At 69.1% G+C, this 26,603-nt stretch carries 28 protein-coding genes; 17 read left to right on the forward strand and 11 right to left on the reverse strand.

Translation table 11 applies throughout. The features are described from left to right. The first annotated feature begins 3 nt into the window (after nt 1–3). The 5 genes from ACQUS8_RS03235 (at nt 4) to ACQUS8_RS03255 (ending at nt 4,308) form a co-directional block, all read left to right on the forward strand. Nucleotides 4–1,113, forward strand: a complete 1,110-nt coding sequence (locus ACQUS8_RS03235; RefSeq protein WP_435096834.1) for a hypothetical protein — start codon at nt 4–6, stop codon at nt 1,111–1,113. Beyond that, nucleotides 1,110–1,367, forward strand: a complete 258-nt coding sequence (locus ACQUS8_RS03240; protein ID WP_435096837.1) for a KEOPS complex subunit Pcc1 — start codon at nt 1,110–1,112, stop codon at nt 1,365–1,367. Before ACQUS8_RS03235 ends, ACQUS8_RS03240 begins: the two co-directional genes overlap by 4 nt. Beyond that, complete coding sequence (locus tag ACQUS8_RS03245) at nt 1,364–1,996, forward strand: 30S ribosomal protein S3ae (protein ID WP_435096840.1); 633 nt, start codon at nt 1,364–1,366, stop codon at nt 1,994–1,996. Before ACQUS8_RS03240 ends, ACQUS8_RS03245 begins: the two co-directional genes overlap by 4 nt. A 132-nt stretch (nt 1,997–2,128) precedes the next feature. Continuing rightward, nucleotides 2,129–2,866 carry a protein sorting system archaetidylserine synthase gene (locus tag ACQUS8_RS03250; RefSeq protein WP_435096843.1) on the forward strand — a complete coding sequence of 246 codons (738 nt, stop codon included), beginning with the start codon at nt 2,129–2,131 and terminating at the stop codon, nt 2,864–2,866. 23 nt (nt 2,867–2,889) lie between these two features. Next, entirely contained in the window at nt 2,890–4,308 is a 1,419-nt protein-coding gene (locus ACQUS8_RS03255; protein WP_435096846.1) for a HEAT repeat domain-containing protein, read from the forward strand. On the opposite strand, the gene ACQUS8_RS03260 is transcribed toward ACQUS8_RS03255, so the two are convergent. After that, the gene (locus tag ACQUS8_RS03260) at nt 4,305–4,550 is read right to left on the reverse strand and encodes a hypothetical protein (protein WP_435096849.1); all 246 of its coding nucleotides are present in this window, start codon (nt 4,548–4,550) and stop codon (nt 4,305–4,307) included. The genes ACQUS8_RS03255 and ACQUS8_RS03260 overlap by 4 nt on opposite strands. Before the next feature lie 104 nt (nt 4,551–4,654). On the opposite strand from ACQUS8_RS03260, the gene ACQUS8_RS03265 reads away from it, so the two are divergent. After that, nucleotides 4,655–6,265: a phospholipase D-like domain-containing protein gene (locus ACQUS8_RS03265; RefSeq protein WP_435096852.1), complete on the forward strand. Its 1,611-nt coding sequence runs from the start codon at nt 4,655–4,657 to the stop codon at nt 6,263–6,265. Here the strand turns inward: ACQUS8_RS03265 and ACQUS8_RS03270 are convergent. Next, nucleotides 6,262–8,157, reverse strand: coding sequence for a DHH family phosphoesterase (locus ACQUS8_RS03270; RefSeq protein ID WP_435096855.1), 1,896 nt, complete (start codon nt 8,155–8,157; stop codon nt 6,262–6,264). The genes ACQUS8_RS03265 and ACQUS8_RS03270 overlap by 4 nt on opposite strands. Nucleotides 8,158–8,287: 130 nt before the next feature. On the opposite strand from ACQUS8_RS03270, the gene ACQUS8_RS03275 reads away from it, so the two are divergent. From ACQUS8_RS03275 to ACQUS8_RS03285, 3 genes are all read left to right on the forward strand, one after another. Further along, entirely contained in the window at nt 8,288–8,782 is a 495-nt protein-coding gene (locus tag ACQUS8_RS03275) for a Mov34/MPN/PAD-1 family protein (RefSeq protein WP_435096858.1), read from the forward strand. Beyond that, nucleotides 8,779–9,210, forward strand: coding sequence for an adenylyltransferase/cytidyltransferase family protein (locus ACQUS8_RS03280; RefSeq protein ID WP_435096861.1), 432 nt, complete (start codon nt 8,779–8,781; stop codon nt 9,208–9,210). Before ACQUS8_RS03275 ends, ACQUS8_RS03280 begins: the two co-directional genes overlap by 4 nt. Before the next feature lie 64 nt (nt 9,211–9,274). Beyond that, nucleotides 9,275–9,568, forward strand: coding sequence for a hypothetical protein (locus ACQUS8_RS03285; protein WP_435096864.1), 294 nt, complete (start codon nt 9,275–9,277; stop codon nt 9,566–9,568). An 8-nt stretch (nt 9,569–9,576) separates the two neighbouring features. Here the strand turns inward: ACQUS8_RS03285 and ACQUS8_RS03290 are convergent, their stop codons facing one another. The 4 genes from ACQUS8_RS03290 to ACQUS8_RS03305 form a co-directional block, all read right to left on the reverse strand. After that, complete coding sequence (locus ACQUS8_RS03290; RefSeq protein ID WP_435096867.1) at nt 9,577–10,245, reverse strand: cyclase family protein; 669 nt, start codon at nt 10,243–10,245, stop codon at nt 9,577–9,579. A gap of 42 nt (nt 10,246–10,287) precedes the next feature. Further along, on the reverse strand, nt 10,288–12,756 hold the full coding sequence (locus tag ACQUS8_RS03295) for an efflux RND transporter permease subunit (RefSeq protein WP_435096870.1): 2,469 nt from the start codon (nt 12,754–12,756) through the stop codon (nt 10,288–10,290). Beyond that, entirely contained in the window at nt 12,756–14,348 is a 1,593-nt protein-coding gene (locus ACQUS8_RS03300) for a COG1361 S-layer family protein (RefSeq protein ID WP_435096873.1), read from the reverse strand. Before ACQUS8_RS03300 ends, ACQUS8_RS03295 begins: the two co-directional genes overlap by 1 nt. A 73-nt stretch (nt 14,349–14,421) precedes the next feature. Beyond that, nucleotides 14,422–15,150, reverse strand: a complete 729-nt coding sequence (locus ACQUS8_RS03305; protein WP_435096876.1) for a DICT sensory domain-containing protein — start codon at nt 15,148–15,150, stop codon at nt 14,422–14,424. A gap of 86 nt (nt 15,151–15,236) precedes the next feature. Here ACQUS8_RS03305 and ACQUS8_RS03310 point away from each other — a divergent pair, with 86 nt between their 5' ends. The 4 genes from ACQUS8_RS03310 (at nt 15,237) to ACQUS8_RS03325 (ending at nt 18,538) form a co-directional block, all read left to right on the forward strand. Continuing rightward, a complete protein-coding gene (locus ACQUS8_RS03310) occupies nt 15,237–15,890 on the forward strand; it encodes a DsbA family protein (protein ID WP_435096879.1) in 654 nt (217 codons plus the stop codon). A 56-nt stretch (nt 15,891–15,946) separates the two neighbouring features. After that, nucleotides 15,947–16,891, forward strand: coding sequence for a hypothetical protein (locus tag ACQUS8_RS03315; RefSeq protein ID WP_435096882.1), 945 nt, complete (start codon nt 15,947–15,949; stop codon nt 16,889–16,891). Nucleotides 16,892–16,932: 41 nt separating this feature from the next. Further along, on the forward strand, nt 16,933–17,364 hold the full coding sequence (locus ACQUS8_RS03320; protein WP_435096885.1) for a plastocyanin/azurin family copper-binding protein: 432 nt from the start codon (nt 16,933–16,935) through the stop codon (nt 17,362–17,364). 211 nt (nt 17,365–17,575) lie between these two features. Then, the gene (locus ACQUS8_RS03325) at nt 17,576–18,538 is read left to right on the forward strand and encodes a transcription initiation factor IIB (RefSeq protein WP_123076814.1); all 963 of its coding nucleotides are present in this window, start codon (nt 17,576–17,578) and stop codon (nt 18,536–18,538) included. Nucleotides 18,539–18,714: 176 nt separating this feature from the next. Here the strand turns inward: ACQUS8_RS03325 and ACQUS8_RS03330 are convergent, their stop codons facing one another. After that, nucleotides 18,715–19,734 (reverse strand): NADP-dependent oxidoreductase, encoded by a 1,020-nt coding sequence (locus tag ACQUS8_RS03330; RefSeq protein ID WP_435096888.1) that lies wholly within the window; start codon nt 19,732–19,734, stop codon nt 18,715–18,717. Between the two features lie 283 nt (nt 19,735–20,017). Here ACQUS8_RS03330 and ACQUS8_RS03335 point away from each other — a divergent pair, with 283 nt between their 5' ends. Together ACQUS8_RS03335 and ACQUS8_RS03340 are read left to right on the forward strand one after the other, a co-directional pair. Further along, nucleotides 20,018–20,893 (forward strand): ParA family protein, encoded by an 876-nt coding sequence (locus tag ACQUS8_RS03335; RefSeq protein ID WP_435096891.1) that lies wholly within the window; start codon nt 20,018–20,020, stop codon nt 20,891–20,893. After that, complete coding sequence (locus tag ACQUS8_RS03340) at nt 20,890–21,264, forward strand: hypothetical protein (protein ID WP_435096894.1); 375 nt, start codon at nt 20,890–20,892, stop codon at nt 21,262–21,264. The genes ACQUS8_RS03335 and ACQUS8_RS03340 overlap by 4 nt, the downstream gene beginning before the upstream one ends. A gap of 51 nt (nt 21,265–21,315) precedes the next feature. Here the strand turns inward: ACQUS8_RS03340 and ACQUS8_RS03345 are convergent, their stop codons facing one another. The 4 genes from ACQUS8_RS03345 to ACQUS8_RS03360 form a co-directional block, all read right to left on the reverse strand. Further along, nucleotides 21,316–22,590, reverse strand: coding sequence for a COG1470 family protein (locus ACQUS8_RS03345; protein WP_435096897.1), 1,275 nt, complete (start codon nt 22,588–22,590; stop codon nt 21,316–21,318). Nucleotides 22,591–22,707: 117 nt separating this feature from the next. Beyond that, nucleotides 22,708–23,679 (reverse strand): Gfo/Idh/MocA family protein, encoded by a 972-nt coding sequence (locus ACQUS8_RS03350; RefSeq protein WP_435096900.1) that lies wholly within the window; start codon nt 23,677–23,679, stop codon nt 22,708–22,710. Nucleotides 23,680–23,709: 30 nt separating this feature from the next. Continuing rightward, on the reverse strand, nt 23,710–24,024 hold the full coding sequence (locus tag ACQUS8_RS03355; RefSeq protein ID WP_435096903.1) for a rhodanese-like domain-containing protein: 315 nt from the start codon (nt 24,022–24,024) through the stop codon (nt 23,710–23,712). 39 nt (nt 24,025–24,063) lie between these two features. After that, entirely contained in the window at nt 24,064–24,360 is a 297-nt protein-coding gene (locus ACQUS8_RS03360; RefSeq protein ID WP_435096906.1) for a PadR family transcriptional regulator, read from the reverse strand. A gap of 114 nt (nt 24,361–24,474) precedes the next feature. Here ACQUS8_RS03360 and ACQUS8_RS03365 point away from each other — a divergent pair, with 114 nt between their 5' ends. Then, entirely contained in the window at nt 24,475–25,443 is a 969-nt protein-coding gene (locus ACQUS8_RS03365) for a WD40/YVTN/BNR-like repeat-containing protein (RefSeq protein WP_435096909.1), read from the forward strand. A gap of 129 nt (nt 25,444–25,572) precedes the next feature. Further along, nucleotides 25,573–26,586, forward strand: a complete 1,014-nt coding sequence (locus ACQUS8_RS03370) for a hypothetical protein (protein WP_435096912.1) — start codon at nt 25,573–25,575, stop codon at nt 26,584–26,586. The last annotated feature ends 17 nt before the right edge of the window (nt 26,587–26,603 follow it).

Genomic DNA, 26,603 nt, shown 5'->3' on the forward strand with positions numbered 1-26,603 from the left:
CTGATGTCCACCACGGGTCGCTCCGAGTCGTCCGCCGACGCCGCGACGCTGACGGACTGCCTCCGAGAGGCGGCGTTCGTCCGCGTCGTCGCGCGAGCGGACGGTGACGCGCTCGCGGCCGCGGGCCTCCTCGGACGCGCGTGTTCGGCGACGGACACGCCGTTCCAGGTGAGCGTCGCGGCGACACGCAGCGCCGCGAGCGGCCGACTTGCCGGCGTGCAGGAATCGGACGCGGCGGTCGCGGTCGGCTTCGAGTCCCTCGGGGACGCCTCGCTCTCGGGCGGGGCGCTCTCGGAGACGGCGTTCGACGCCGCCCGGAAGCTCGATGACGCGCCGAGCGTGGCGCTCGCACTCGCGGGCGTCCGCGCGGCGGACGGGGTCCCGACGGGGACGCTCGCCGACCGAGTCGAGCGCCGACCCGGCGTCGGCCTCCCCGTCGCGGACCTCGCCGACGGCCTCGCGCACACGACGCTCTGTCACGCGGCGTGGTCGGGTGACGACCGGCAGGCGGGCGCGCTGCTCGCCGAGCTCGGACTCCCGGCGGACCTCAACGCGGACGCACGGCGCCGACTCGCCTCGCGGGTCGCACTTGACGCGACCGAGAGCGTCGCACCGCGTGCGGTGGACGCGCTCTCGCGCCTCCTGCGCCCGCACGGCCTCCCCGACGCGCCGTTCGAGACGGCCGAGGGATACGGCGACGTCCTTGACTGCCTCGCAGTCGGGCGTCCCGGCCTCGCTGCCGCGCTCGCGCTCGGCGTCGCGGACCGCGCCGACGCACTCGAAGCGTGGCGCGAGCACGCGACGGCGACCCACGCGGCGCTCCGGCACGCCGACCCCGCCCGCTACAGCGGGTTCGTGGTCTGCGAGGCGGACGCGCCCGCGTGGCCGCTTGCACGCCTCGTGCGCGACACGCAGTCCCCAGAGCCGCTGGCGCTCGTCGTCGGCGACGCGGGGGCGGCGCTCGCGAGCACGCCCGACGGCCCCGACGCCAGCGACGTGCTGGCCGCGGCCGTCGGCGACGGGGCTGTCGCGGGCACACCGACGCGCGCACAGACGTCCGCGACCGACACGGAGACGCTCCGCGAGGGCGTCCAGGAGGCACTCACAGAATGAGCGCCGACAGCGACGCGCCGCGCCGGGCGACCGTTCGGACCGAGCACGCCGACGCCGACGTAATCGCGGCGAGCGTCCGGCCGGACAACACCGAGTCGATGCGGACGCGCGTCGACGGCGACGCCGTCGTCACGACCATCGAGCGCGACGACACCGGTGGCCTGCGGGCGACGACGGACGACTACGTGGTGAACGTCACGGTAGCCGAGGAAGTCGTACAGCTAGCCGACCGACACAAGACACCAAACCCATGAGCGAACGTTCAGTTTCCAAGCGGAACCAGCAGAAGCGATGGTACACCGTGCTCGCCCCCGAGCAGTTCGACCGGGCGGAGCTCGGTGAGACCCTCGCAGACGAACCGGAGAAGGTGCTCGACCGCACCATCCAGACTACCCTCGGCGACCTCACGGACGCCCAGGGCGGCGAGAACAACCTCAAGCTCACCTTCCAGGTGACGGACGTGGGCAGCGACTCGGCGTACACCGAGTTCGTCAAGTCCGAGCTGACGCGCGACTACCAGCGCAGCCTCGTCCGCCGCGGCTCCTCGAAAATCGGCGTCGTCCTGACGGTCCGGACGACCGACGACTACCGCGTGCGCCTCCAGCCGACGGCGTACACGACGAAGAGCGCGGACGACAGCCAGCAGAAGGCGATTCGCCGCCTCATGATCGACCTCGTCGAGGACGCCGCGGAGGACCGGACCTTCGAGGGTCTCGTCGACTCCGTCCTCGAGGGCCGCCTCTCCAGCGCCATCTACAGCGAGGCCAACACCATCTACCCGCTCCGCCGGGTCGAGATCGAGAAGGCCACGCTCGAAGCGCACCCCGAGGAAGTCCACGAGGAAGAGGAGACGTCCGCGGTCGACGTCGAGGAAGAGGCGTAAGCCTCCGACACCCTCCGAACTACCGATCACACCGTTTTTCGCGACGCCACGCCGACAGCACAGCGGCCGCGCCGTCCCGCGCTCTCGGCGACGATATAAACACGTAAGGAGGCGCTCGTCGTTCGACCGGGTATGCCTTCCGGGTCCGCGGACGGCCGTCAGCGACAGTCTGGGCTCCGCCCGCGCTTCACGGGCCGGCTCGGCGTCGCGGACGTCGCCACGGTGGTGAACGCCGGCCTCGGCTTCTGCGCGGTGGCGGCCGCCACCGTCTCGCCGGCGCTCGCCGCGCGCGTCCTCCTGCTCGCCGCCATCGCGGACGCCCTCGACGGGATGCTCGCGCGCCGCTATGGGGGCACGGCTGTCGGCCCGTACCTCGACTCGCTCGCGGACGTCGCCTCCTTCGGCGTCGCGCCCGCGGCGCTCGCCGTCGTCACCGCGCAGGCCGCATGGGACGGTGACCCGCTCAAGGTCGGGGCCGCCGTGGCCGTCGGCGCCGCCTTCGTCGCGATGGCCGTCGTTCGGCTCGGCCTCTACACGGCGAACGACGTCGGGAACGCCCACACTGAGGGCGTGCCGACGACCCTCGCGGGCACGCTCCTCGCGGCGACGGTGCTCGCGGGCTTCGATGCGCCGCTCGTCGTCGTCGGCTGCACCGCGTTGCTCGCGCTCGCGATGGTGACGACGATACCGTACCCCGACCTACTCGTCCGGGACGCGCTCGTGATGGGTGCCGTGCAGGCGCTCGCGCTCCTCGCACCCGCCGCCCTCGGCCGGCTGTTCCCGCGCGCCCTCCTCGCGTTCGCGCTCGCCTATCTCCTCCTCGGCCCCGGGTTCTACTGGCGCGCCACGGGTGAAGGGAAACGCTCATAGGCGCGCTGGCGGAAGGACGACGTATGAGTGACGGGGACGAAGAGCCGACGGAGTCCGAGGAGACGGACGCGCCGGCCCCCGACGAGCCCGAGGCCGAAGAGCCGGCGAACGCGCCCGAGGAGTCGGCTGACACCGACGCCGAGGCGACGGACGCCGAGGACGACTCCGGCGAGGAGGACGCCGGGGAGGATGACGTTCGTGCCGCCGAGCGTGAACGCTACGAGGAACTCGCCGCCGACCTGGACGCCGCAGGCGAGGCCCTGGAAGCCGCCGAGACCGAGGACGACCTCGACGAGGTGGAGGCCGACCTCGAGGACATCGAGACTGCCATCGAGGAGGCCGACTTCACCGACCCCGAGGAGTTCCAGCCGGACGAGGAGGAACTCGAGGAGGAGGAGGAGCCCGAGGAGCTGCTCGATTTCGAGGAGGAGCTGACGAACGAGCTGCAGGACCTGCAGGACGACCTCGAGGAGCAGCGCGGACCCTACGGCGAGGACGTCGTCTCGGAAATCGAGAGCGCGAAGTCCACCGTCGAGAGCACGCGCTGGACGGACACTGGCGACGAACAGGTCGCCGACGCCATCGACGCCTTCACGGACGACGTCTCGGAGGTCCTCGATGCGGACGTTGCGGGCGACGACGTCGCGGCGCTCGACGCCGCCGCCGAGGCCGTCACTGACGCCGAGCTCGACGCCGACGATGACGAGGCCGAAATCGCCACGCTGCTGGAGGCGACGGACACCCTCCAGTCCGGTGTTGATGACTCGCAGGCGTTCAACGACCTCTCCTCCCGGCAGAAGCTCCAGTACGAGGGGTTCTACGACGTGCTGAACAAGCACAAGGACTACCCGCCGGAGTGGGCGGCGGTGAAGGAGTGGACGAAGCGGAACAACGCTGAGATGGTCGCGCTCTGCATGGAGCACTTCACCTCCGGCTACATGGAGGAGCACTGTCTGGAGGCGTTCGTCCGGATGGGCAACCCCGACGCCATCGACGTGCTGAAGGAGAAAGCCCAGCGGCGCAACCTCACCGCCGTGAAGGCACTCGGGAAGACCGGCCACCCGGACGCCGTCGACGGCGTCGCGGACTACATCGACTCCGACTCCAACCCGAACCTCCAGAAGACCGCGCTCCGAGCGGTCGGCGAACTCGGCGCGACCGAGTACACCGAGGACGTCGCGCAGTGGCTGGTCGCGGAGAACGAGGACGTCCGCAGTCAGGCCGCGCGCACCCTCGGCCTGCTCGGCGACACGCGCGCCGTCGCGCCGCTTCGTGACGTGCTCGCGGACGACGAGGAGACGGAGGGCGTGCGCGCGAGCGCCGCCTGGGCGCTCTACCAGATTGGGACTGCGGAGGCCCTGGAGGCCGCCGCCGAGCACACGGACACCCGGTCGTTCCTCGTGCAGTCGGAAGCGGAGAAGGCCGCGGCCGCGCTGAACTAGAGGAAGAAGGCGAGGAACTGGATGGCGAACCCGGCGCCCGCGAGCAGCGCGCCGGTACGGCCGATCCATGTGTACTGCTGTACTTCTTGGGGAGAGAGGTCGACGCTGTAACTGTCGAAGTCGGGGTCGTAGTTGATGTAGCTCGGCTGCTGGAAGAACTCGAGGAAGACGAGGAGCATGCCGAGCGTCGCGAGCGCGTATCCCGCCATTCGGATGGATTCGACGAGCGTGAACGCTACCATACGCCGGTCTGTGAGGGCGGACGGCTAAAGCGTGCCGACCGAGGGACGCGACGGGCGGCCACGGCGGCGAACCCTCTTGTGCGATGGGGCGCCCACCGCGGCCCGTGTCTCCCCGAGTCGCCGTCTGCTGTCTGCTCCTCGTGGCGTCGCTCGCCGTTCCAGTCCCAGTTGCGGCGTCAGACGCCGGGACGCCGACCATCGTCGCAGTCTACCCGAACCCGACCACGGACGGTGACGCCGGCGAGTTCGTCACCGTCTCCTTCCCCGCGGGGACGGACCTCGGGTCGTGTGCGCTCGCGGACGACGAGTCGCGGGTCGCGCTCCCGAACCGGACCGTCTCGGGGTCGGTGACGGTCAGCACCGCGCCGAACCGTACCCGCGAACTCGCCGACACTCCCGTCATCAGTGGCGCGCTCCCGTCGCTCGCGAACGCCGGCGAGGACCTCGCCCTGCTCTGTGGGGGTGTCGTCGTCGACGCCGCCTCCTACCGGAACGCCCCCGAGGGCGACGTCTACCGGGAGGGCGCGTGGCGGCCGCTCGGCCGGACGGCGTTCGACGTGCGGAGCGTGACGGACGCGAACGCGACGGTGTTCGCGCTCCCGGACGCCCCCGAGACGGTCATCGAGACGCTCCGCGGCGCGGACGAGCGCCTCCTGCTCGGCGGCTACACCTTCACCTCCGAGCGAGTCGCCGCCGAACTGGCGGCCGCGGACGCGCGCGGCGTGGCCGTCCACGTGCTCGTGGAAGGCGGCCCCGTCGGCGGCGTCTCTGCACGCGAAGCACGACTGCTCGACGGCCTCGTCGCGAACGGCGTCTCCGTCACCGTGCTCGACGGGCCGAACGCCCGCTACCCGTTCCATCACGCGAAGTACGCCGTCGTGGACGAGTCAGTGCTCGTCACCTCGGAGAACTGGAAGCCGAGCGGCGTCGGCGGCCACGGGACGCGCGGATGGGGTGCCGTCGTGCGGAACGCCTCGCTCGCCGACGCGCTCGCGGCCGTCCATCGTGCGGACGCCGGATGGGTGGACGGTGTGCCGTGGCGGACCTATAGGACGAACGCGACGTTCCAGCCGCCGGACCCGTCGAACGCGACCTACCCGTCCGCCTTCGCGCCGCTCACTATCGATGTCGACGACGTCTCGCTCGTCGTCTCTCCCGACAACTCGCGGCGCGCGCTCCTCACGTTCGTCCGGGACGCGAACGAGAGCCTGCTCGTCGAGCAGATGGGTATCGGCACCGATACCGAACTACTGAACGCGACGCTTGACGCCGCCGCGCGTGGCGTCCGCGTGCGCGTGCTCGTCAGCGGGGCGTGGTACGCCCGCGATGAGAACGCGGCACTCGTCGAGACGCTGAACGACCGGGCGCGACGGGACGGCCTCGACCTGCGCGCGAAACTCGCGTCGCCGCGCGGGCGCTACGGCACGCTCCACGTGAAGGGCGCCGTCGCGGACGGCGAGCGCGTGCTTGTCGGGAGCGTGAACTGGAACGAGAACGCTGTGAACCGAAACCGCGAGACCGAACTCGTCCTCTGCGACCGCGCAGTCGGCGCGTACTACACGCGGCTTTTCCAAGCGGACTGGCGTGGGGGCGTCTGGACGCTCCCCGTTCTGGTCGCTCTCGTCGCGCTCTGCGCGCTGGTCGGGGCGTCGTGGTACGTGCGGCGAGAAATCGTCTTCGAGACCGCTGATGCAGCCGTCGGCTGGCAGCCCTAGCGCGACAGCGTGCTGTGCAGCTCCTCGTCGATTTCGGCGTCAGCCATCTTCTCGACGAGCGCGTCGAGGACTTCTTCGCGCATCCCGTTCACGAAGCGGATGGAGCCGACGACGAGGTGCCCGCCGCCGGAGACGCCGGCACCGGGGAACTCCTCGTTGAGCTCCGAGACCATGTTGGGGATGTCCATCCGGACGCCGTCACTGCGGAGGACGGCGAAGTCGGGGCCGTAGCCGATGGTGATGACCGGCTCGCCGGTCTCCTCGACCTTCCGGTCGTGAATCTCGCCCGTCGTCTTCCCGGGTGCGGGGTAGGTGAAGCGGTGAGCGTAGTTCTCGACGTCGATGCGGTAGAGGTGCGCGCCGGACTCGACGGTCTCGTGCTCGACGTGCGGCATCGCCGAGTCGAGCTGGAGTTCGACGTCGCGCTCGGCCTTCTCGGCGAGCCACGGGACGAGTTCGCGGTGGCGCTCGTCGTCGCTCCCGACGTTCAGGACGTCGTTGATGAGGTCGCGGCCCGCGCTGTAGCGCAGCCAGAACGCCTCGTAGTCGAGGGCCTCGCTGATGTCGTGGAGGAACTCCTCGTCGTAGCCGGCCTCGCGCGCGAGTTCGAGGTAGTCGCCCATCGCCTCGGCCTTCGAGCGGTCGCTGATGCCGGCGACCGCGGGGACGTGGTCGAGGTCGTCGCCGACGCTCGGCGCGATCATGCGCGCGAGTTCGACGCACATCATGCCGGTGGTGACGCGGTAGTCCTCCCCGTGGAGGTAGGGGTTGACGTGCGCGTCGACGAGCGGGTCGACGGCCTCGGGGTCGGGGTGGTGGTGGTCGACGACGACGATGGGGATGTCGTAGTGGGTGAGCGTCTCGTAGGCGGGGGTGTCCTCCTCGGTGGAGCCGTTGTCGAGCATGAGGAGGAGCGGGAGCTTCTGGCCGTGGCGCGCCTGGTCCTCGAGCGCGAAGTTCAGGTCGCGGGTGGCGTCCTCCATCTCGTAGTAGGGCGCCTTGCTCGGGAGGCGCTTGAGGAGGTGGCGCTTGGCCTCGGGGTCCTCGTGGGTCTCGTCGATGAAGCGCTCGAGGGCGAGCTGGACGGGGACGCTCGCGCACATGCCGTCGCCGTCGGCGTGGTGGCGCATCCGGATCGGTCGGGACTCGAGGACGGTCTTGCGGAGGCGGCGCGCAACGTCCTTGAGGTCGGGGTAGAGCTCCTGGAGTGCGGGCCACTCGACGAGCGGCTCGACGTCCGCGGGCTCGGAGCGCTCGGCGACGGCGGCGTCGAGGCGGTCCCGGACGTGTGCGGCCTCGCCCTCGGAGAGCGCTTCGAGGTCGGCGATTTCGACCTGGAGCGCGCCGTCGCGCTCCTCGACTTCGCCGGCGACGTGGACGACGTCGTCGAGTCCGACCTCGGGGTAGGCCCGGACGCCGGCCTCCTCGAAGGCCGTACAGGGGACGGCACCGGTCTCGTCGCGGACGCGGAAGATGGTGGGGCCACCTGTCTGCTTCACCTGGACGACTTCGCCTTCGAGATGGACCGTCTCGCCGACGCGCCCGTCGAGGGAGCCGGCGGCGGCGCGCTCGTAGGAGAAGGCGCGTTCCTCGACCGTATAATCCTCGAGGTCGGCGAGTTCGAAGCCGAGGTCGCCGTTCTCGCGAATCTCGGTGAGCTCGACGACGAGGTCGTCGTCGACGTCGTAGTCGTAGTCCGCCGGGAGGACGGACTCGTGGAGCAACCCGGAGACGTGCTCGGAGAGGTCGACGAAGACGCCGTAGTCCACCACACCGTTCACCGTCGCGGTGTAGTACTCGCCCTCCTCGATGTCTTCGACGGTACACTCGGGGGCGAGCTGGTAGACGACGGGGGCGTCGGTGGCGCCCTCGTCGGGAGAACCGTCAGTCATGCCCGGCAGTTCGGCACCGGCGCGTTTAAGACTTTATAGGTGGCTTGCGCCGGTGTCTCGGTAGGTCACCACGCCCGCCGCTCGGCGGGCCCTCGAAAGGTTTAGCACGCGCCGGCGACCACCTGCACGTATGGCGTTTCGCTCGCGGCCGGTGCTCGGCATCGCCGAGGAGACCCTCGAATTCGCCCTCGAGGCGGCCGAGGACACGCACCCGAACGAGTACCTCGGCGTCCTCCGTGGCACCCCGGCCGCCGAGTACGACCTGGCTGGGGAGGGCGATTTGATTACGGACGTCCTCTTCATCCCGAAGACGAGTTCGAGCCCCGTGCAGGCGACCCTCCAGTCCGACCTCGTGCCGAACGACAGCCACACGGTCGGGACGATTCACTCTCACCCGAACGGCGTCCTCCGGCCGAGCGACGCGGACAAGCAGATGTTCGGCCGCGGCTCGGTTCACGTCATCCTCGGCGCGCCCTACGAGCGCGACTGCTGGCGCGCGTTCGACCGCGAGGGCGAGCCGACTGACCTCGAGGTCTACGACGTCTCGCTGCCCGCACCCGAGGACTTCTTCGACTTCTCGCAGGCGGACATCGACGCGGAACTCGACGAGGAGGACCGACTATGACGACGCGCGTCGTCGCGCAGGGCACCTTCGACCTGCTCCACCCCGGGCACGTCCACTATCTGGAGGAGGCCGCGGCGATGGGCGACGAACTGCACGTCATCGTCGCGCGCCGCGACAACGTCACTCACAAGGAGACACCGATCCTCTCGAACCGCCAGCGCCGCGACATGGTCGGCGCGCTCGCGGCCGTGGACGAGGCGCGCGTCGGCCACCCCGACGACATCTTCGCGCCCATCGAGGAGATCAACCCGGGCATCATCGCGCTGGGCTACGACCAGCACCACGACGCGGACGCCATCGAGGCGGAGTTGCGCGAGCGCGGCCTCGACTGTGTCGTCCGCCGGGCGTCGGCGCGCGACCCGAAGTACGAGGACGAACTGCTCTCGACGGGCGCGATCATCGACCGAATTCTCGACGAGCGCGCGTAGGCCGGGCACGACGGCCGTCGCGTCCACCCACAGAGTTATGTCGATTGACTGACCGTGTTGAGTCGTGAGTGACCACATCCCGTTCGAGCGAGGCGACACGCTGCGCGTCGTGGACACGTCAGTCAGTGCGGGGAGCGAGGAGTCGAACCCGTTCGCCGGTGTCACGACGGTGACCGTCACGGACCTCGACCCGACGGTCGAGCGGCGCGCGTTCGAAGTCGTGGACGACGAGGAGGAGTCGTACGTGCTGTTCCTCTCGGAGTCCGTAGGCGACGGGCGCCACCGGTGTCAGCCCGCGGACCAGACCGGACACCTCGCGGGGCCGTCGTTCGACAGCGTGACGCTCAAGGCGGAGTAGCGCGCCGCCTAGTCGACGACGCCGACTGCCCGGACCGGCGCGCCGTCCGCGTCAAGGCGGAGCGGGAACACCTCAAGGCGGAAGCGCGTCGGGAGCGCGTCCAGGTTTCTGAGGTTCTCGAAGACGAGCAGGCCCGCCTCGAAGAGCGCGCGGTGCGCCGGATAGCCCGCCTGCTCGCCGTTCGCGTCGGTCTCCGGACCGTCCGCGTCCTCCGTCCCGCCGGCCGGAGGCGAGGGGTCGGGGCTCGCGGCGTCGAGGGCGACGTGCTGGCCGCGTTCGGCGAGTGCGTCGGCCGTCTCGGGCGCGAGATAGGGGTGGTCGCGGTACTGCGGCGTCCCCCAGTGGGCGTCGAAGCCGGTGCGGAAGACGACGACGTCCGCCGACCGCTCGTCGGGGAGGGCGTCGGGACCGATGGGGTCGCGCGGGCCGGCGTCGACGCCGACGAGGTGGGCGTCCATCGCGAACGTCTCGATGGGGTAGTCGCCGAGCGTCGCGCCGTCGGCGAGCAGGTGGCTGGGCGCGTCGACGTGCGTGCCGGCGTGCGTGGAGAGCGCGAGTTCGGTGACGCGATAGCCCTCAGTGGCCATCGTCGCGGCGGGCGAGACGGCCACGTCGGGGTCGCCCGGGTAGACCGGCATGCCGTCTTCGAGGGGGTGGGTGAGGTCGTGGCGGGACACGTCGGAAGGACGGGGTGTGAGGGGGAAAAGCGTTACCGGGGGTCAGGCGGCCTCGAAGCGCTCGACGGCGTGGCCCCAGACGGCCATCGCGGAGGGCGTGACGACGACCGACATCAGGTAGGAGAGGAAGATGCTGAGGCCGGTGACGGCGCCGAACTGCCCGAGGATGGGCGTGATGGCGAGCACGAGGACGCCGATGCCGGTGACGGTGGTGAGCATGCTCCCGGTGAGCGAGCCGCCGGTGCCGCGCACGGCGACGTCGATGGCGTCGTAGAGGTCGCGCGTGCCGTACTCGTCGCCGAAGCGGTGGACGATGTGCGCGGAGTAGTCGACGCCGAGGCCGATGCTGATGGAGAGGATGGTCGCGGTGAGGGCGTTCAGTGAGATGCCGAGGTAGCGCATCGACGCCGCGATGAACGCGACGGTCAACACGATGGGGAAGAGGTTGACGAGGCCGAGCGTCGGCCGGCCCTCGAAGAGCCAGTAGCAGAGCACCAGGAAGAGCGCGGTGAGCGCGAGCGCGACGGCGAGGCTCGTCAGCGCGGAGTCGAGGATGCTCGACGTGATGTCCTCGAAGACGACGGGCTGGCCGGTGGCGGTGGCCTGCAGGCGGTAGCGGTCCTCGACGACTTCGGCGTCGTCGACGACTTCGGCCTGGCTCGCGCCGGATTCGGCAGAGAAGACGACCTTCGTGCCGCGCATGTCACGAGAGAGGTACTGGCGCGCCTGGTCCTGATAGGGCGACTCGAGCAGGCGGTCGTAAACCGTCCCGAGGTTGTCGTCGGGGATGCCGTCGTCGTCGATGTCGTTGCGCGCGACGAGCGCGGCGAACTCCGAGTTCTGGTTCGCGTACGTCCGGATGACGCCGATGATGCCGTTCGTGTCGGCGTACCGACTGTTCTCCTTCGTGATGAAGGAGTTCGGCGGGTCGTAGGCGGCGTGGTGGATGGACTCCAGGGCGTAGTCCTGGCGCAACGGCCCCCTGACGTACATCGTCACCGAACTCCCGCCGACGGACGTGAAGTGCTCTTCGAGGTAGTTCAGCGTCCCCGTGACGTGGTACTCGTGGGGCGCGAACGGCTCGGGGAGGTCGTCGAGCCACGCCGGCGTGTCCTCGGGCGGCAGGAAGTCCTCCTGGTTGAACGAGGTGTCGACGCCGGTGCCGTAGCCGGCGGCCACCGTCGTCGTGAGCACCATCACGAGGAGGAAGGCGTAGGGCGCTTTCTTCGCGATGAGGACAGGGTAGGGCAGAACCTTCCCGAGGAGCGAGCCCTCGCCGCCGAGCGGTTCAGTGCCGAACTGCGGGATGTCGTGGCGCTCGCGCCAGAGGTCCGTGTACACTTTCGCGGCGGGCAGGAAGACGCCGAAGATGAAGACGGTGAAGGTGATGCCGATGGCGGCGACGATACCGAAGTCCCGAATCGGGCCGAGACTGCTCGTGAGGTTGGCGAGGAAGCCGAGGACGGTGGTGCCGGTGACGATGAAGAACGCGACGAGCAACTGGTCGGTCGCGATTTCCATCGACTCGACGACGCCGTACCCCTCGGCGCGCTCCTCCCGATACCGGTTGACTGCGTGGATGCCGAAGTCGATGCCGACCGCGAGCAACAGCGGCGGTACGGCGATGAGCATCTGGCTGAACGGGATGCCGGCGATACCCATGAAGCCGAACGTCCAGACGATGGCCATCACGAGCGAGACGACACCGAGGAAGAGGTCGAGGGGGTCCCGATAGCTGAAGACGAGGAAGAGGAGGATGAGGAGCGCGGCGGCGGGGACGACGATGAGGAGGGAGTCGACGATGACGTTCGCGAACTCCGCGGAGAGGATGCCGCTCCCGAAGACGGTCATGCCGCGGATGCCGCTGCGCTCGAGGACGGTGCCGACGCGCTGCTGGACGGTGGTGACGGGGCTCGACCCGCCGGAGGTGCCGGCGGAGGAGCCGCCAGCGCCCGGAATCTGGTGGGTGACGACGGCGACGGTGGCGCTCGCGCTCGCGGCCTGCGCGTTGAAGTCGTCGCTGAGCGAGGAGGCGAAGCCGGGGCTGTCGGCGGCCTGCGCGACGGCGGCGTCGATCTCGGCGGGCGTCGCACCCTCGACGGCGTCGATCTTCGCTTCGACGGTGGTAGCCTGCGGGTCGAGGATGCGCGCGACGGTGTCGGCGACGCTGGACGTGCTCTGCACCCGGAGACTCGGGCGCTCCTGGAGTTCCCGTTCGGCGCGCAACATCCGCAGGAGGGCGGGTTTGGCGAGGACGTTCTGGTCGCGCTGGATGAGCTGCGTGCTCGCGGTGTCCTCGGAGAACGACTGCCCGAAGACGCGATCGACGTCGTTCAGCGCCTCCTGTGCGGGACTCCCGGAGGTGAACTGGCTGGTGCCGGACTCCGTCGAGATGTTCCCGAAGCCCGCGGTGAGCAGCGCCGTGACGAGGAGGAACGCGACGATGACCGTCCCGGGTCGCTCCCCGACGAGGTAGTCGATCCGCTCGATGACGTCCTCGTAGCTAGCCATCACTGACGCTTGTAGTAGAGGTAGCCCCCGGCGACGACGAGCAGGACGGCGACGACGCCGCCGATGAGGCCGAGCGGCGGCCCGCCGCTACCGGTGGGTTTCGTGACGGTGAGCGGGACCTGATAGTAGTTGGAGAGCTTCGTTTCGCCGCCGCTGTCGTACTGGAAGTCCATCGAGACGGGGTAGGTCTTCGCGAGCGCGGACCCGGAGGCCGAGAGCGAGAACGTGATGTTCGTCGTCTCGCCGGGCGCGAGCGACGGGACGAACGCCTGGTCGTCGCCCGTGGAGACCGGCGAGTCGGCGTACACCTTCGCGTTCACGTTCGTCACGGGCGTGTCGCCGTTGTTCGTGAGGCGGAAGGTGACGGTGTCGCTCGCGCCGGCGGTGAGCGTCCCGTCGACGGGTTCGACGGTGAAGCGGTCACGCTCGGGGGCGACCCGGACGGTGGCGGGGAGGCTGTCGCTCTGTCGCGTCTCGCCCGCGTCGTTCGTGTAGCGGACGCCGAGTTGGACCTGCCGCGGGCCGGCCTCAGCGCTGCCGGTGACGTCGATGGGGAAGGAGACGGAGACGCGCTCGCCCGCCTCGAGCGTGCCGACGGCGAACTCGTTGCGGTTCGGGACGATGCCAGTGCTGGACGTCGAGACGGTGACGACGGCGTTCGAGACGGCTTTCGGGCCGGTGTTCTCGACGGTGGCGTTCAGCGTCCCTTCCTCGCCGCTCCGGAGGGTGCTGGAGACGTCCGAGAGGCTGAACGTCTGCTCGGCGAGCGGGCGGACGGACGCCACGAGGCTGTCGGACTGACGGGTGTTGCCGTTCGCGTTCGCGTACGTCACCTGCGCGCCGAGCGTGTAGTTCTGCGCCTCGGCGTCGGCGGCGACGGAGCTGGAGACGGTGACGCTGCGGTTCTCGCCGACCGCCCACTCGCCGACGTAGGACGTGACCGGCTGGCCGCCGCCGACGACGAACTGGGTGCCCTGCGGGCTGACGGTGACGCGCGCGTCGTTCGCCGGCTCGGAACCGACGTTCTTGAGGGTGAGCGTGGTCGGACCGGTGTCGCCGACGGAGGCGTTCGTCGCGGTGTCGACGACGCGGAAGCGCGGTTCGTCCTCGACGTGCACGGTGACGTGCATCGTCTTGGTGACCGTCTTGTCGTCGCGCACGAAGTTGCCGAGGCCGTCGGGACCGAGCGTCTTCGTGTAGGTGTAGGTCACCTCGATGGGGACCCGATAGGTGCCGGGCTTGGCGTTCTGGTCGACGGCGATGCGGAAGGAGGTGGGGACGGTCTGGCCGGTGGGGAGCGTCCCGGCGACGGTCTTCGTGCCGGTCTTCACGTCGATGGGTGCGCTCCCGGACTTCATGGTGGCCTTGACGTGTCGGGCGGTGGTGTGGGCCTGCGTGGCGTTCGGGCTGTACTGGAGCGAGTAAATTTCCGGGGAGTTGGTGATGCTGACTGTGAGGGTGGCCTCCTGGCCGGGCGAGACGTCGTCGTCGCCGAGCGTCGCGGAGAGGGCGGGACTGAGCTCGTCCGCGACGGCGACGGTTGGGGCGGCGACGAGGCCGACGAGGAGACACACGAGGAGTGCGCGTTTCATGAGTAGTCGGGGCTCTGCGCGCGACTTGTGGTGGACGTCACATAAACCGTCCCCAACGGTCGGAAACTCCGCGTCAGTTTGTCGTTCGTCTGTCGTCTCCGAGCGCGGCGAGCACCCGGTCGACGAGCGCGGCGTCGTACGTCCAGACGCCGTAGAACTCGCCGGGGTCGCGCTCCTCGGCGACGAGCGCGGACTTCTGTCTGGCGTCGGGGCCGCCGTCGTAGGCGACGAACCACGTCTCGGCGATGTCGGGACTGTCGTCCGCGTGGACGGTGACGCCGTCGACGGCGACGTCGGCGGCGGTGGCGTCGTCGGCGGGCGCGCCGTAGACGTGGATGTCGAGGTCGCTCACGGCGAGACACTCGTAGGTCTCGCGCGCTTCGCGGAACGTCGAGAGGGACTGGAAGCCGGCGTGGAGGGTGCCGACGCCGGCGCGCCACGCGCGGTCCTCGACTTCGCGGGTGGCGTGGAGGGTCTGGCGGTGGTCGTAGGAGGTGAACGTCGCGCCGTCGAGGCCCTCGAGGACGCGCTGGTAGGGCGCGGGTTCGCCGACGCGTTTCGCGGGGGCGTCGGGGTCGACGAGCGTCCGCATCGCGTCGAGGCTGACGGCCGCCTCGAAGCCGTCATCGTCGGCGAGGACGACGTGCTCGGGTTCGTCGCGGGGACAGCGACTGTACCGGACGGCGACGTTCTGGGAGGCGAAGTAGTCGCGCAGCTCCGGGACGATGGCCGGGGCGTGCGCGTAGACGGTCAGGGTCTTCTGGTGACTTCGGACCGTCTCCAGGACGTCTCTGAGTGCCACGGTGGCCGTCTCTGCCACACACGGATATAGCTGTGGGGCAACTCGGGAGCGGTGACACTATGGGCCGGAATCCCATCCTCTCGGGTATGATCACGCGACGCGACTACCTTGCGACGGCGGGCGCGCTCGGTGCGGGCCTGCTCGCGGGCTGTGCGGGCCTCGGTGGAAACGGCGGGTCGTCGGTGGATGTCGAGACAGTGGAGTCGATGCCGACGCCGGTGCGCGGCGACGCGGACGCGGACGTGACGGTGATGGTCTTCGAGGACTTCGCGTGCCCGCACTGCGCGACGTTCTCGACGGAGGTCGCGCCCAAGATCTTCGAGAACTACGCGAGCCAGGGGACGATTCGCTACGAGCACCACGACTTCCCGATTCCGGTGAGCGAAACGTGGTCGTGGGCGGCGGCGAACGCGGCGCGCTCGGTGCAGGACACCGTCGGCGAGCAGGCCTTCTTCGAGTACGCCCACGACCTGTTCGCGAACCAGGGCGAGTACGTGAACCAGGGCGACGCCGGCTACGACTTCCTCGGGTCGACGGCCGCCGACCACGGCGCGGACGCGGAGACGGTGGTGCGCGCGGCGAAGGGCGGGAAGTACGACCCCGTCCTGAAGGCGGACCGACAGACGGGCGCGGACATGGGTCTCGACGGTACCCCCGAGGTGTACGTGAACGGCGAGGCGACGGATGGCTACGACTACGAGACGGTGCGGGCGGCCATCGAGAGCGCACGCTCGGCTTAGGGATTTACGTCTCACGAGGCCGGTGATTTATTTTTCTTAGTGCGTTAGTGGAATCTATGTGGGAGCTAGGTTCCGGCGACGGCGGGCACTGGGAGCGCGTCACGTCGCCGGTTTCCGTCACGCTTCGCGACGTGACGCACAGCGCCAACGGTCCGTGCGTCGTGGGGAACGACGGGTTCGTCCTCGGCCGCGCGTCCGACGGCACGTGGGGTGTCCTCGTCGAACATGGTCCGAAAGCCCATAACAACGACCTGCACGCCGTCGACGCCACCGGCGACGGCAAGCGGGTCTGGTTCGCCGGGTCCTCCGGCGCCGTCGGCTACTACGACCTGCAGGCGCAGAAGCGCCGCGACTTCTCCGAGCCGAACGACCTCACGAACACCTTCCAGGCGCTCACCGTCTCCGGCAAGCGCGGCTCGGAGAAACTGCTCGCCGCCGACGGCAGCGGGAACGTCGTCCCCGGCGTCGTGAGCGGCGACACCATCGACTGGGAGTGGGCGCGCGACGTCAGCGGCGCGATGACCGCGCTCTCCTCCAACCCCGCGGGCGTCGGCTTCGGCGTCAACAGCTCCGGCGGCGTGTTCAAGACGACACGCGACGACGGGTGGAAGAAAATCGGCCTCGAGGACGCCGGCACCAGCCTCTACGCCGTCACTGCGAACAACAACCGGCTCATCGTCGGCGGCGGGAACGGGCGCATCTACGAACTCGAGGACAACACGTGGACGCCCTACCTCCTCGCGAGTTTCACCGTCCAGGACCTCTCGCTCGCGCCCGACGGCTCCGTCGCGCTCGCCGTCGGCGGGAGCGGCGACGTCTTCGTGCGGCGCGGCACGGGTGACTGGAAGCCCCGAAGTGCGAAGAACAGCAACGCCCTCCGTGGCTGCGCCGTCTCCTCACCCGCCGTCGCCGTCGGGAAGTCCGGCACCATCATCGAGGCGCCGAACGAGAACCGCGACACCACCGGCGAGGAGGACGGCGCGACGATGGCGCCGGAGTAGCGGACCGGTACGACTTTTCTGTCGTCACCCCAACCACCGGTATGGACCGACGCACGTACCTCGCGAGTCTCGGGACGCTTGGGGCAGCCGCCCTCGCCGGCTGTAGCGGCGGCTCACAGACCCAGACGTCCACGACGACGCTGCCGCCGAACACCGTCCAGTGTGACCTCGTCGATTACGCCTTCCAGCCGGGCACCGAGCAGGCCCTCGAAATCGACGCCGGGACGACCGTCCGCTTCGTCTGGAAGACCGGCGGCCACAACGTCGTCCCCGAGGAGAAACCCGCGGAGTCGGACTGGAAGGGCGAACCCGACATCCTCGGCGAAGGCCACACCTACGAGTACGAGTTCACCGTCCCGGGGCGCTACCACATCGTCTGTGAACCCCACGTGAACATGGGGATGGTCGGGGACATCGTCGTGCGCGACACCGAGGGCACCACGACCCAATCGGGGTCGAACGAGTCGTCGTAGGCGCGCCCGCCTCGCACGCGAGGCGCGTGCGACCGCGTACCGCGAGCATCACCCGACCGACACCCCACGAGAGCCGCTCACAACCGTGTGAGCAAGGGACAAAATCGGCGAACCCCGCCGGAGAGCGCCCCTCGCCCGGCGAGACGCCGAAAGAGTACTATGGGGGTTTGGGCAAAGGGCTTAAATCTATCGTTGTTCTTGATAGGGATACATGGTACGCCCCAGCCGCCAGCAGGAGCGAGACGTCGAGGCGGAGACGACAGACGCGGAGCAGGAGGGGACCCGCACATGTCCGGAGTGCGAGTCGGAGAACCTCTCGGTGAGTGCGGACCAGGGGGAGCTCATCTGTGAGGACTGTGGCCTCGTTCTGGAGGAGGACAACGTCGACCGCGGGCCGGAGTGGCGGGCGTTCAACCACTCGGAGCGCCAGCAGAAGTCTCGGGTGGGCGCACCGACGACGCAGACGATGCACGACAAGGGTCTGACGACCCAGATCGACTGGAAGGACAAGGACGCCTACGGGCGTTCGATTTCCTCGAAGAAGCGCTCCCAGATGCACCGGCTGCGCAAGTGGCAGGAGCGCATCCGCACCAAGGACGCCGGCGAGCGCAACCTCCAGTTCGCGCTCTCCGAAATCGACCGGATGGCCTCCGCGCTCGGCGTCCCCCGCAGCGTTCGCGAGGTCGCGTCCGTCATCTACCGGCGCGCGCTCAAGGAGGACCTCATCCGCGGGCGGTCCATCGAGGGCGTCGCCACCTCCTGTCTCTACGCCGCCTGCCGGAAGGAAGGCATCCCGCGCTCGCTCGAGGAGGTCGCGGAGGTCTCCCGGGTCGACCAGAAAGAAATCGGGCGCACCTATCGCTACGTCGCTCAGGAACTCTCCCTCGAGATGGAGCCGGTCGACCCCAAGCAGTTCGTCCCGCGCTTCGCCAGCGAACTCGGCCTGAACGAGGAGACCATCGCGAAGGCCAACGAGATCATCGACATCTCCGCCGAGCAGGGCCTCCTCTCCGGGAAGAGTCCCACCGGCTTCGCCGCGGCCGCCATCTACGCCGCGAGCCTGCTCTGCAACGAGAAGAAGACTCAGCGCGAAGTCGCCGACGTCGCCCAGGTCACCGAAGTCACCATCCGCAACCGCTATCAGGAACAGATCGAAGCCATGGGCTTCGAGTAGGTTTCGTCGCAGGCGAAACCGAACAGCGAGCGGGGAGCGCACGCGACCCGCGAGAGCGAGCCCGATGATCGACTGCGTTTCTCCCGGTCGTCCCTCCGACGGCCGCCCACACCTCGCGTGAGCGACCGCTGACGGCCCCGAGACGGGGCACAACGGCCGTCAGTCTTCAGTACTTCTCACGAACTGTCGAACTCGCTCTCGACGCGGACGACCTGCTTCCCGATGTTCTCGCCCTCGAAGAGGCCGACGAAGGCGTCAGGGGCGTTCTCGAGGCCGTCGGCGACAGTCTCACGGAACTCGATGTCGCCGTTCTGGACCCACTGGGCGAGGCGCCGGCTCGCCTCCTCGAAGCGCGGGGCGTAGTCGCCGACGAGGAAGCCCTCGACGCTGGCGCGTGTCTCGACGAGCGTCGGGAGTTTGCGCGGCCCCATCGTGACGTCCTCCTCGTTGTAGAGGGCAATCTGGCCGCAGACGGCGACGGACGCGCGGACGTTCAGGTGCTCGAAGACGGCGTCCGTGATGTCGCCCCCGACGTTGTCGAAGTAGCCGTCGACGCCGTCGGGTGCGGCCTCGGCGAGCGCCTCGGCGACGTTCCGGTCGCTGTAGTTGATGCCGGCGTCGAAGCCGAGCTCGTCGGTGATGTACTCGATTTTGGCGTCGCTGCCGGCGATGCCGACGACGCGACAGCCGTTGAGTTTCGCGATCTGGCCGACGACGCTGCCGACGGCGCCCGCGGCGGCGGAGACGACGACGGTGTCGCCAGGGTCCGGGTCGAGGACGTCGGTGACGCCGAAGTAGGCGGTCCGGCCGGGCATCCCGAGGACGCCGAGCGCGACGGACTCGCGGAGTTCGCCGGTCTCGACGGCGACGAGGTTGTCGGCGTCGGCGACCGCGTAGTCCGCCCACGCGAGGTTGCCGGTCACGGTGTCGCCCTCGTCGTAGTCGGGGTGATTGGACTCGACGACGTCGCCGACGACGGCGCCGCGGAGGACGTCGCCGACGTCCCACGGTTCGGCGTACGACTCACCTTCGCGCATCCGGTCGCGCATGTAGGGGTCGACGCTGAGGTAGCGCGTCCGGACGAGCACTTCGCGCGGGCCGGGTTCGGGAACGTCGCCCTCGACGAGGTCGAAGTCCTCGTCGTCCGGGACGCCGTCGGGTCGCTGTGCGAGAACGAACTGCCTGTTCGTCGCCATACGTCGACCGTGGGGCGGGAGGGGGACGTTCGTTGTGGCAGGCGAACCACCCGCCGCGACCGGTAACACATTGCACAATGTGTGCCGCCGAATCGGTGGGAGCGCCCACGACACCGCCGGAAACCGCATCGAGCGTATTCAACGGATATCGGGTCAGTTTGTACAAATTTCAAACAGTCCGAACCGTGTACCCAAGTCTTATACTGTGCGACGTTGTACGCAGGGACACATAACCGGGTGCGGGCTCCTCGTCTCCTCCCCCCGCGTCCGGACTCGACACACTATGTCATCCACGGATTCGACACCACGCGCGGTGAGCGTCTCGATACTCAAGGGTGGGGTCGGGAAGTCCACCATCGCGGTGAACCTCGCCGACCGAATCGCCGCGCGGGGCAACGACGTCTTGTTCATCGACCTCGACCCGAACGGCCACGCCTCGATGGGGCTCGGCTTCGAGGACGTCTACCAGCAGGGGTCGCCGAACGTCGGGGACGTCGTGCTCGACGACGGCGACGCCGACCCGGAGGACGTCATCCACGAATCGGAGTTCGGCTTCGACGTCCTGCCGTCCTCGCGCGAACTCGAACGGGTCGAGGACCGCCTGCGGAACTCGATGTTCAGCGACGTCCGCCTGCGGCGCGACCTCGTCGAACCGCTCCTCTCCGAGGACGAGTACGACTTTGTCGTCACGGACTCGCCGGCCTACCGGGGGAAACTCGCGGACAACGCACTCGTCGCGACGCAGAACCTCATCATCCCGCTCACGCCCGGCAACGAGGCGCTCGCCGGCTTCGAGCGGACGTTCGAACGCCAGATAAAGCCCATCCGCGAGCAGATCGGCCTCGACATCCTCGCCGTCGTCCCGAACCGTCTCTCCTCGCGTATCGACCAGCAGAACGGCGACCGGCTGCTCGTCGAGGACCTCAACCGGAACTTCGCCGAGTACGTCCCGGAGTTCGCGCGCATCGAGCCCGAGGAGTTCGACCGCATCGACGCCGGCGAGCACGACACGCTCCCGAAACCCGGCATCCGCGACCGCGGGGCGTTCACGAAGGCCTTCGGCGAGGAGATGCCGCTCGCCCACTACGACCCGAACAACGACCAGGTCGAGCACCTCGACTCGCTCGCCGCGCTGGTCGAGGAGGAGGTGGGCCGATGAGCGAGGAGAGCCCCCTCGGCGACCTGCGCGAGCAACTTGATGAGAGCGCGGGCGGCGACCCCGAGCGCGAGGACTACCCGAACAACGGCACCGAGGAGCACGACCCCGAGGAGCCGAGCGGGCCGGCGTTCGACTTCACGAACGACCTCCAGCGATCCGTCTACCCGCGTCAGGAGTCCTGGCAGGCCCTCCAGGACACCATCGACTTCGAGGTGAAGCGCCGCCTCGCTGACCGCGGGATTCGGGACTTCGCGGGCCGGGAGGCCCACGACGCGATGGTCGCGCTCGCTGCGGAGAACCCGGAACTCATCGTCGAGCGCATCCTCGAGGCGCGCGGCATCGACCCCGAGCGGACGGCGAGCGACGACTGACCGCGGTATCGACTCGGCGTGGAGAGCGCGAAAAAAGGGGCGTCGCGTCCGTTACGCGGTCTCGTTTCTGACGATACGGTACTGGAAGTTCATCGCGTTGTGCGGCATGATGCGCACCTGCCAGTCGCCGGCGGCGGGGTCGTCGAGCGCGTAGCGGAACTCCCGGTTCTCACCGTCGCTGGCGTAGGTGCCGCTCGTCGCGCGCGGGCGGTCGTTCCCGAGGTTCACGTAGCCGGACTGGGTGAGGGAGGTGCGTTCGGCGGTGACGGTGGTGCCGTTCGGGGCGACGAACGCGACGTCGAAGGACGGCGCGTTCGCGTCCGTGCCGGCGCTCCGGCCGTTCCCGGCGTTCAGGACGAGCGAGACGTCACTGGTGTTCTCGGTGACGCCGAACTCCGTGGTGAAGGGCTTCTCGGGCTGCGTCCAGACCTCCGTGCGGAGCGTGAGGCGCTGCCAGCCGCGCTGGTCGTCCGGACGCGCGGGGTCGTTCAGGCCGAGCGTCAATTCGGTGCGGTAGGTCCCGCGTTCGGCGTCGGCGGGCGGCGAGACGGTCACTTCGACGGTGGCGGTGCCGCCGGCGGGCACCTGGTGGGGCGCGTCGATGGTGAGCCACGAGCGTTCGAGCGTCCCGGAGTCCTGACTGTAGTGGCCCCGGTCACGGGTCTTCACGGACGGGTCGAGCGTCGCCGCGCTGTCGCCGGTGTTCCTCACGACGATTTCGTGCGTGCGCTCGCCGCCGGCCTTCACCTGGCTGTGCAGCCAGCGCTCGGAGACGACGGTGAGCGTCGGCTCCTTCCAGACGTCGACGCTGAAGTCGACGGCGTGGACGGGTTGGGCGGGCCGGCCGGGGTACTTCACGGTCTCGTTGGTGAAGGCGAGCGACCCGCGGTAGTAGCCGAGTTTCGCGCCGTCGGGGACGTCGACGGTGACTTCGAAGGTGCGCGTCTCGTCGGGCGCGAGCGTCGTGTCGCCGCTCTCGACGGAGACCCAGTCGGCCTTCACGCGCCGGTCACCGATGGGCGGCACGTAGACGTGCGGGTTGACGGTGACGGCGCTGTCCTCGGCGTTCGTGACGGTGACGTTGAACGTCGTGGACTCGCCGGGTTTCACCTCGGCGCTGTGGTAGCGCTCCTCGACGAAGAGGCGGGTGTAGTCGGTACTGTTCGAGCTGTCGGTACTGGCGTTGCTCGCAGCGGCGGCGGGCGCCTCCGACGCGGCTGAGGACGGCGTCCCCACGCCGGGTGCGCCGGCGAACGTCGCGCTCGCGGCGGGCACGCAGAGCAGGACGGCCAGCACGACTGCGAGTGTTCTCGTTTTCGTGTGCATCGGCTATCCGTCCGCGCGGACAGCACCGTGGAGGGACTGGAGGGCGCGGACTAGATACTCACTCACAGGACCGACAGATAAGTATTCGGGAGGGTACAGGTCTGGCTTCAGCGTGCGTCAAAGCCGAACGCGCTCGTCGGTGGCCGCGGCCTCGTAGAGGGCGTCGATGGCGTCCATGTTCGCGACGGCGTCCTCGCCGTCGGTATCGGGGGTCGTGCCCGACGCGACGCAGTCGGCGAAGTGCTCGGCCTCCAGGGCGTACTGGTCGACCGGCGCGAACGTCTCGGTGGCCTCGCGGCCGTCGTGGGCGTAGCGGAGTTTCGCGGGTTCCTCGCGCGGGACGTTGAACGCGGGGTCGGGGACCTCCACCCATCCGTCGGTCGTCTCGATGCGGTAGGCCTGGCGTTCGGGGGCGTCGAACCACGAGCGGAGCGTGGCGCGCGCGCCGTCGTCGTACTCGAAGGTGCCGACGAGGCGGGTGTCGACGCCGCAGTCCCGACTGTCGTACGTGCTCGCGGAGACGGCGTCGGGTTCGCCGAGGAACGTCCGCAGGGCGTTGACGGGGTAGCAGCCGACGTCCATGAGTGACCCGCCGGCGAGATCCGGGTCGAGGCGGACGTCCTCGGGATTCCCGTAGAGCGGGAAGCCGAACGTTGCCTCGGCAGCGACGACGTCGCCCATCTCGTCGAGGAGTTCGGCGACGCGCGCGGTCCGCGGGTGGTAGCGGTACATGAACGCCTCCATGAGCGTGACGCCGGCGTCCCGACAGTGCTCGACGACGTCGCGAGCCTCCTCGGCGTCGCTCGCGAGCGGTTTCTCGCAGAGGACGTCGAGGCCGGCGTCCGCGGCGCGCTTCGTCCACTCGGCGTGCAGGCCGTTCGGGAGCGGATTGTAGACGGCGTCGATGTCGGCCTCGAGGAGCGCCTCGTAGCTCCCGTAGGACTCGGGGATGTCGTGGGCGGCGGCGACGTCGGCGGCCCGCTCGCCGTCGCGGGAGGCGATGGCGGTCACGTCGTGGTCGGTGCGCGCGACGCCCGGGATGAACGACTTGCGGGCGATGCCGGCGGTGCTGATGATGCCAAAGCGCATACACCACCTCCGTGGAGGCGCGGGGAAAAACTACTCGTCTGTCTCGACGGGGCCGTCCCATGCCTCGAACCCGCCGGCGACGCTGTACGTCTCCTCGACGTCGCCGTACTGCGCGACGAACTGCGCGGCCTGCCGGGAGGACTTCCCGACGTAGCAGAGGAAGGCGACCGAGTCCGGCCAGTCGCGCTCGGCGACGACGGACTGGAGTTCGCGCGTGGTGAGATGCTCCGAGCCGGGGACGTGGCCCTCGGCGTAGCTCTCGGGGTCGCGGATGTCGACGAGGGTGAACTCGTCGTCCTCGAGTCGCTCGCGGACGGCCTCAGGTGGGAGTTCGAATGCAGACATAGGGGGAGGAACGCAGTCGAGCGGTGTCGGTCTGTCGGTTCAGGGGACGTCGATGCGCTCGTTCTCTTCGAGGTGTTCGTTCTCCCACTCGCGGCGGGCCTGCACTTCGCGGCGGCCGCGTCGGGTGAGCGTGTAGTAGTTCGTGCGTTCGTCGATTTGACCCTTGTCGACGAGTCCCTTCTCGCAGAGCGTGTCGAGGTTCGGGTAGAGGCGGCCGTGGTGAATCTCGGACTCGTAATACTCTTCTAGTTCTTCTTTCACTTCGAGCCCGTTCGGCTCCTCGAGTCCGTGAACGACGTACAGCAGGTCGCGCTGAAACCCGATGAGGTCGTGCATGGCCGGGCGTTCGCCGTCCCCGTATAAATATATTTACATCCAGAGATGTCATTCATTTAGGTACGTGGCCGACGTCCTTTTGCCCCACAGACGAGAACACGGTGACAGTTAGCCATGGGTGGCACGGGGTTCACACGACGACGGTTGCTCGGCGTCCTCGGTGGGGCCGGGGCGACGGCGCTCGGCGCGGGCGCGGTGTCGAACGCGATGGCGAACGACGGCTGGAGTGTCGTCGAGACGCCCACCGGGAACGCGCTCTACGACGCCACATACGCCAGTAGCACGCCGTACGCCGTGGGCGGGAGCGGCGTGATACTGCGCCGCGACGGCCAGTCGTGGACGAGAGCCGTCGCGGACGGCGCCGGGCGGAACAAGACGCTGCGCGCCTGCGAGGTGACGGCGGGCGACCAGCGCCTCTGGTTCTGCGGGGCGTCCGGGACGCTCGGCTACCTCGATGTCTCCTCGGGGGAGACGTCGAACCTCTCGAAGCCCGTGAGCGAGGGGAACACCTTCTACGACGTCGCCGTCGAGGGTGCCGCCGGCGAGGAGCGCGTCTACCTCGCGACCTCGGGCGGCGACGTCGTCGTCGGCCACCAGAACACCGGGTCGTGGACGTGGACGGAGTACGACACCGGCGGGGGCTATACGGTGACGGCGCTCGACTTCCACGACGCGACGTCCGGGCACGCGGTGACGAACGGCGCTGCGGTCTACGAGACGACGGACGGCGGACAGACGTGGACGCACGTCGGCATTCCGGACGCACAGGTGCCGCTGAAGTCCGTCGTCTCACAGCCGAATCGGGTCTTCGTCGGCGGTGGCTCCGGGCGGGTGTTCCGCCTCGATTGCACCTGTAGCCTCTGGACGCCGTTCAAGCCGGGCAGCAACACCGTCTCGGCACTCGAACGCTACGGTGGCGAACTGCTCGGTGCGGGCGGCTCCGGCCACGTCGTCGAGCGCACGGAGACGGGGTACGCGATGTACGAGTCCCCGACGGGCAACCACCTGAACGGCGTCGCCCTCGGGCGCGACGGCGGACCGGACGTCGCGGTCGGCGACGGCGGCGTCCTGCTCGAACGCTGAACCGTCGGTCTGCCAACGTCACTCCCGAATATTCCGACCACCCGTATAGTATTTTATGGCCACGTTTCATAATTTTAACTCAATAGCCACAAATATCTTTAGTTCCCCAGCCCACGTGACGGTAGGTGAATGACCATGGGTGAGAGCGGTTCCAGCAGACGGACGTTCCTGAAGGTCGCGGGTGGCACAGTCGCGGCAGCGGGGCTCGGCGGCGCGGCAGTCACGACGACGAGCGCCGCCACACAGAGTTGGTCGTCGGTGTCGTCCCCGACGTCGGCGACGCTTTACGGTGTCTCGGACACCGTTGCCGGACCGCACGCCGTCGGGAAGAGTGGCAACGTGCTCGCCCGACGCTCCGACGGCACGTGGGAGAAGGTCGTCCAGCACGGGCCGGCGACCCGCGAGAACATGCTGAAAGCCGTCTCCGTGACCGACGACGGCAAACGCATCTGGTTCGCGGGCTCCTCCGGCGCGCTCGGCTGCTACGACGTCGAGAAGGGCATGAAGTACGACTACTCCGCGCCGAACGAACACACCTCCACGTGGGAAGGTATCACCGTTACCGGGACGCGCGAGAGCGAGAGTATCTACGTCACGAACGGCTCCGGAGAGGTCTACGACGCCCACACCGACGACAAGGGTTGTGTCTCCTTCGACAAACTCATCAAGCCGGGCAGCGGGTCGAAAATCGCCTCTATCGACTTCCAGGAGGCCAACACGAGCATCGGGTTCGCCGCCGACACCTCCGGCAACTGCTTCAAGACGTCCGACTCCAGCGAGACGTGGAAGGACGTCGGCGTCCCGAACGCCCAGGTGAAGTTCTACGACACCATCGCGTACAAGACCGACACCGCCGAGCGCGTCTACATCGCGGCCGGCGGCGGCCGGCTCTTCCGGCGCGACTGTACGTGTAACCGCTGGACGCCGGTCCAGCTCGGCTCGAAGGCGTTCCGCTCCATCGCACGGACGTCCGCGAAGAAGGTCGCCGTCGGCTCCGCCGGCGTCGGCTACGAGAACACCGGGAAGGGCTGGACGAAGATGGACATGGGTACCTCCGCGGGCCTGAACGAGGTCGCCCTGAACCGCTTCAGCGACGGCCCCGAAGTCGCTGTCGGCGCCAGCGGCACCATCGTCGAACGCTGACCGGAGCGCCAGTCACG

It is taken from the genome of Halarchaeum sp. P4 (assembly GCF_051195175.1).
In the GTDB taxonomy this organism is placed as follows: domain Archaea; phylum Halobacteriota; class Halobacteria; order Halobacteriales; family Halobacteriaceae; genus Halarchaeum.

Coding starts and splice junctions, on each gene's coding strand:
- ACQUS8_RS03355 (WP_435096903.1), bottom strand. CDS start 24,024: ATGTCTGCATTCGAACTCCCACCTGAGGCCGTCCGCGAGCGACTCGAG.
- ACQUS8_RS03250 (WP_435096843.1), top strand. CDS start 2,129: ATGCCTTCCGGGTCCGCGGACGGCCGTCAGCGACAGTCTGGGCTCCGC.
- ACQUS8_RS03365 (WP_435096909.1), top strand. CDS start 24,475: ATGGGTGGCACGGGGTTCACACGACGACGGTTGCTCGGCGTCCTCGGT.
- ACQUS8_RS03325 (WP_123076814.1), top strand. CDS start 17,576: ATGGTACGCCCCAGCCGCCAGCAGGAGCGAGACGTCGAGGCGGAGACG.
- ACQUS8_RS03245 (WP_435096840.1), top strand. CDS start 1,364: ATGAGCGAACGTTCAGTTTCCAAGCGGAACCAGCAGAAGCGATGGTAC.
- ACQUS8_RS03280 (WP_435096861.1), top strand. CDS start 8,779: ATGACGACGCGCGTCGTCGCGCAGGGCACCTTCGACCTGCTCCACCCC.
- ACQUS8_RS03275 (WP_435096858.1), top strand. CDS start 8,288: ATGGCGTTTCGCTCGCGGCCGGTGCTCGGCATCGCCGAGGAGACCCTC.
- ACQUS8_RS03350 (WP_435096900.1), bottom strand. CDS start 23,679: ATGCGCTTTGGCATCATCAGCACCGCCGGCATCGCCCGCAAGTCGTTC.
- ACQUS8_RS03235 (WP_435096834.1), top strand. CDS start 4: ATGTCCACCACGGGTCGCTCCGAGTCGTCCGCCGACGCCGCGACGCTG.
- ACQUS8_RS03295 (WP_435096870.1), bottom strand. CDS start 12,756: ATGGCTAGCTACGAGGACGTCATCGAGCGGATCGACTACCTCGTCGGG.
- ACQUS8_RS03315 (WP_435096882.1), top strand. CDS start 15,947: ATGTGGGAGCTAGGTTCCGGCGACGGCGGGCACTGGGAGCGCGTCACG.
- ACQUS8_RS03370 (WP_435096912.1), top strand. CDS start 25,573: ATGACCATGGGTGAGAGCGGTTCCAGCAGACGGACGTTCCTGAAGGTC.
- ACQUS8_RS03340 (WP_435096894.1), top strand. CDS start 20,890: ATGAGCGAGGAGAGCCCCCTCGGCGACCTGCGCGAGCAACTTGATGAG.
- ACQUS8_RS03300 (WP_435096873.1), bottom strand. CDS start 14,348: ATGAAACGCGCACTCCTCGTGTGTCTCCTCGTCGGCCTCGTCGCCGCC.
- ACQUS8_RS03310 (WP_435096879.1), top strand. CDS start 15,237: ATGATCACGCGACGCGACTACCTTGCGACGGCGGGCGCGCTCGGTGCG.
- ACQUS8_RS03270 (WP_435096855.1), bottom strand. CDS start 8,157: ATGACTGACGGTTCTCCCGACGAGGGCGCCACCGACGCCCCCGTCGTC.
- ACQUS8_RS03335 (WP_435096891.1), top strand. CDS start 20,018: ATGTCATCCACGGATTCGACACCACGCGCGGTGAGCGTCTCGATACTC.
- ACQUS8_RS03260 (WP_435096849.1), bottom strand. CDS start 4,550: ATGGTAGCGTTCACGCTCGTCGAATCCATCCGAATGGCGGGATACGCG.
- ACQUS8_RS03320 (WP_435096885.1), top strand. CDS start 16,933: ATGGACCGACGCACGTACCTCGCGAGTCTCGGGACGCTTGGGGCAGCC.
- ACQUS8_RS03255 (WP_435096846.1), top strand. CDS start 2,890: ATGAGTGACGGGGACGAAGAGCCGACGGAGTCCGAGGAGACGGACGCG.
- ACQUS8_RS03360 (WP_435096906.1), bottom strand. CDS start 24,360: ATGCACGACCTCATCGGGTTTCAGCGCGACCTGCTGTACGTCGTTCAC.
- ACQUS8_RS03240 (WP_435096837.1), top strand. CDS start 1,110: ATGAGCGCCGACAGCGACGCGCCGCGCCGGGCGACCGTTCGGACCGAG.
- ACQUS8_RS03330 (WP_435096888.1), bottom strand. CDS start 19,734: ATGGCGACGAACAGGCAGTTCGTTCTCGCACAGCGACCCGACGGCGTC.
- ACQUS8_RS03345 (WP_435096897.1), bottom strand. CDS start 22,590: ATGCACACGAAAACGAGAACACTCGCAGTCGTGCTGGCCGTCCTGCTC.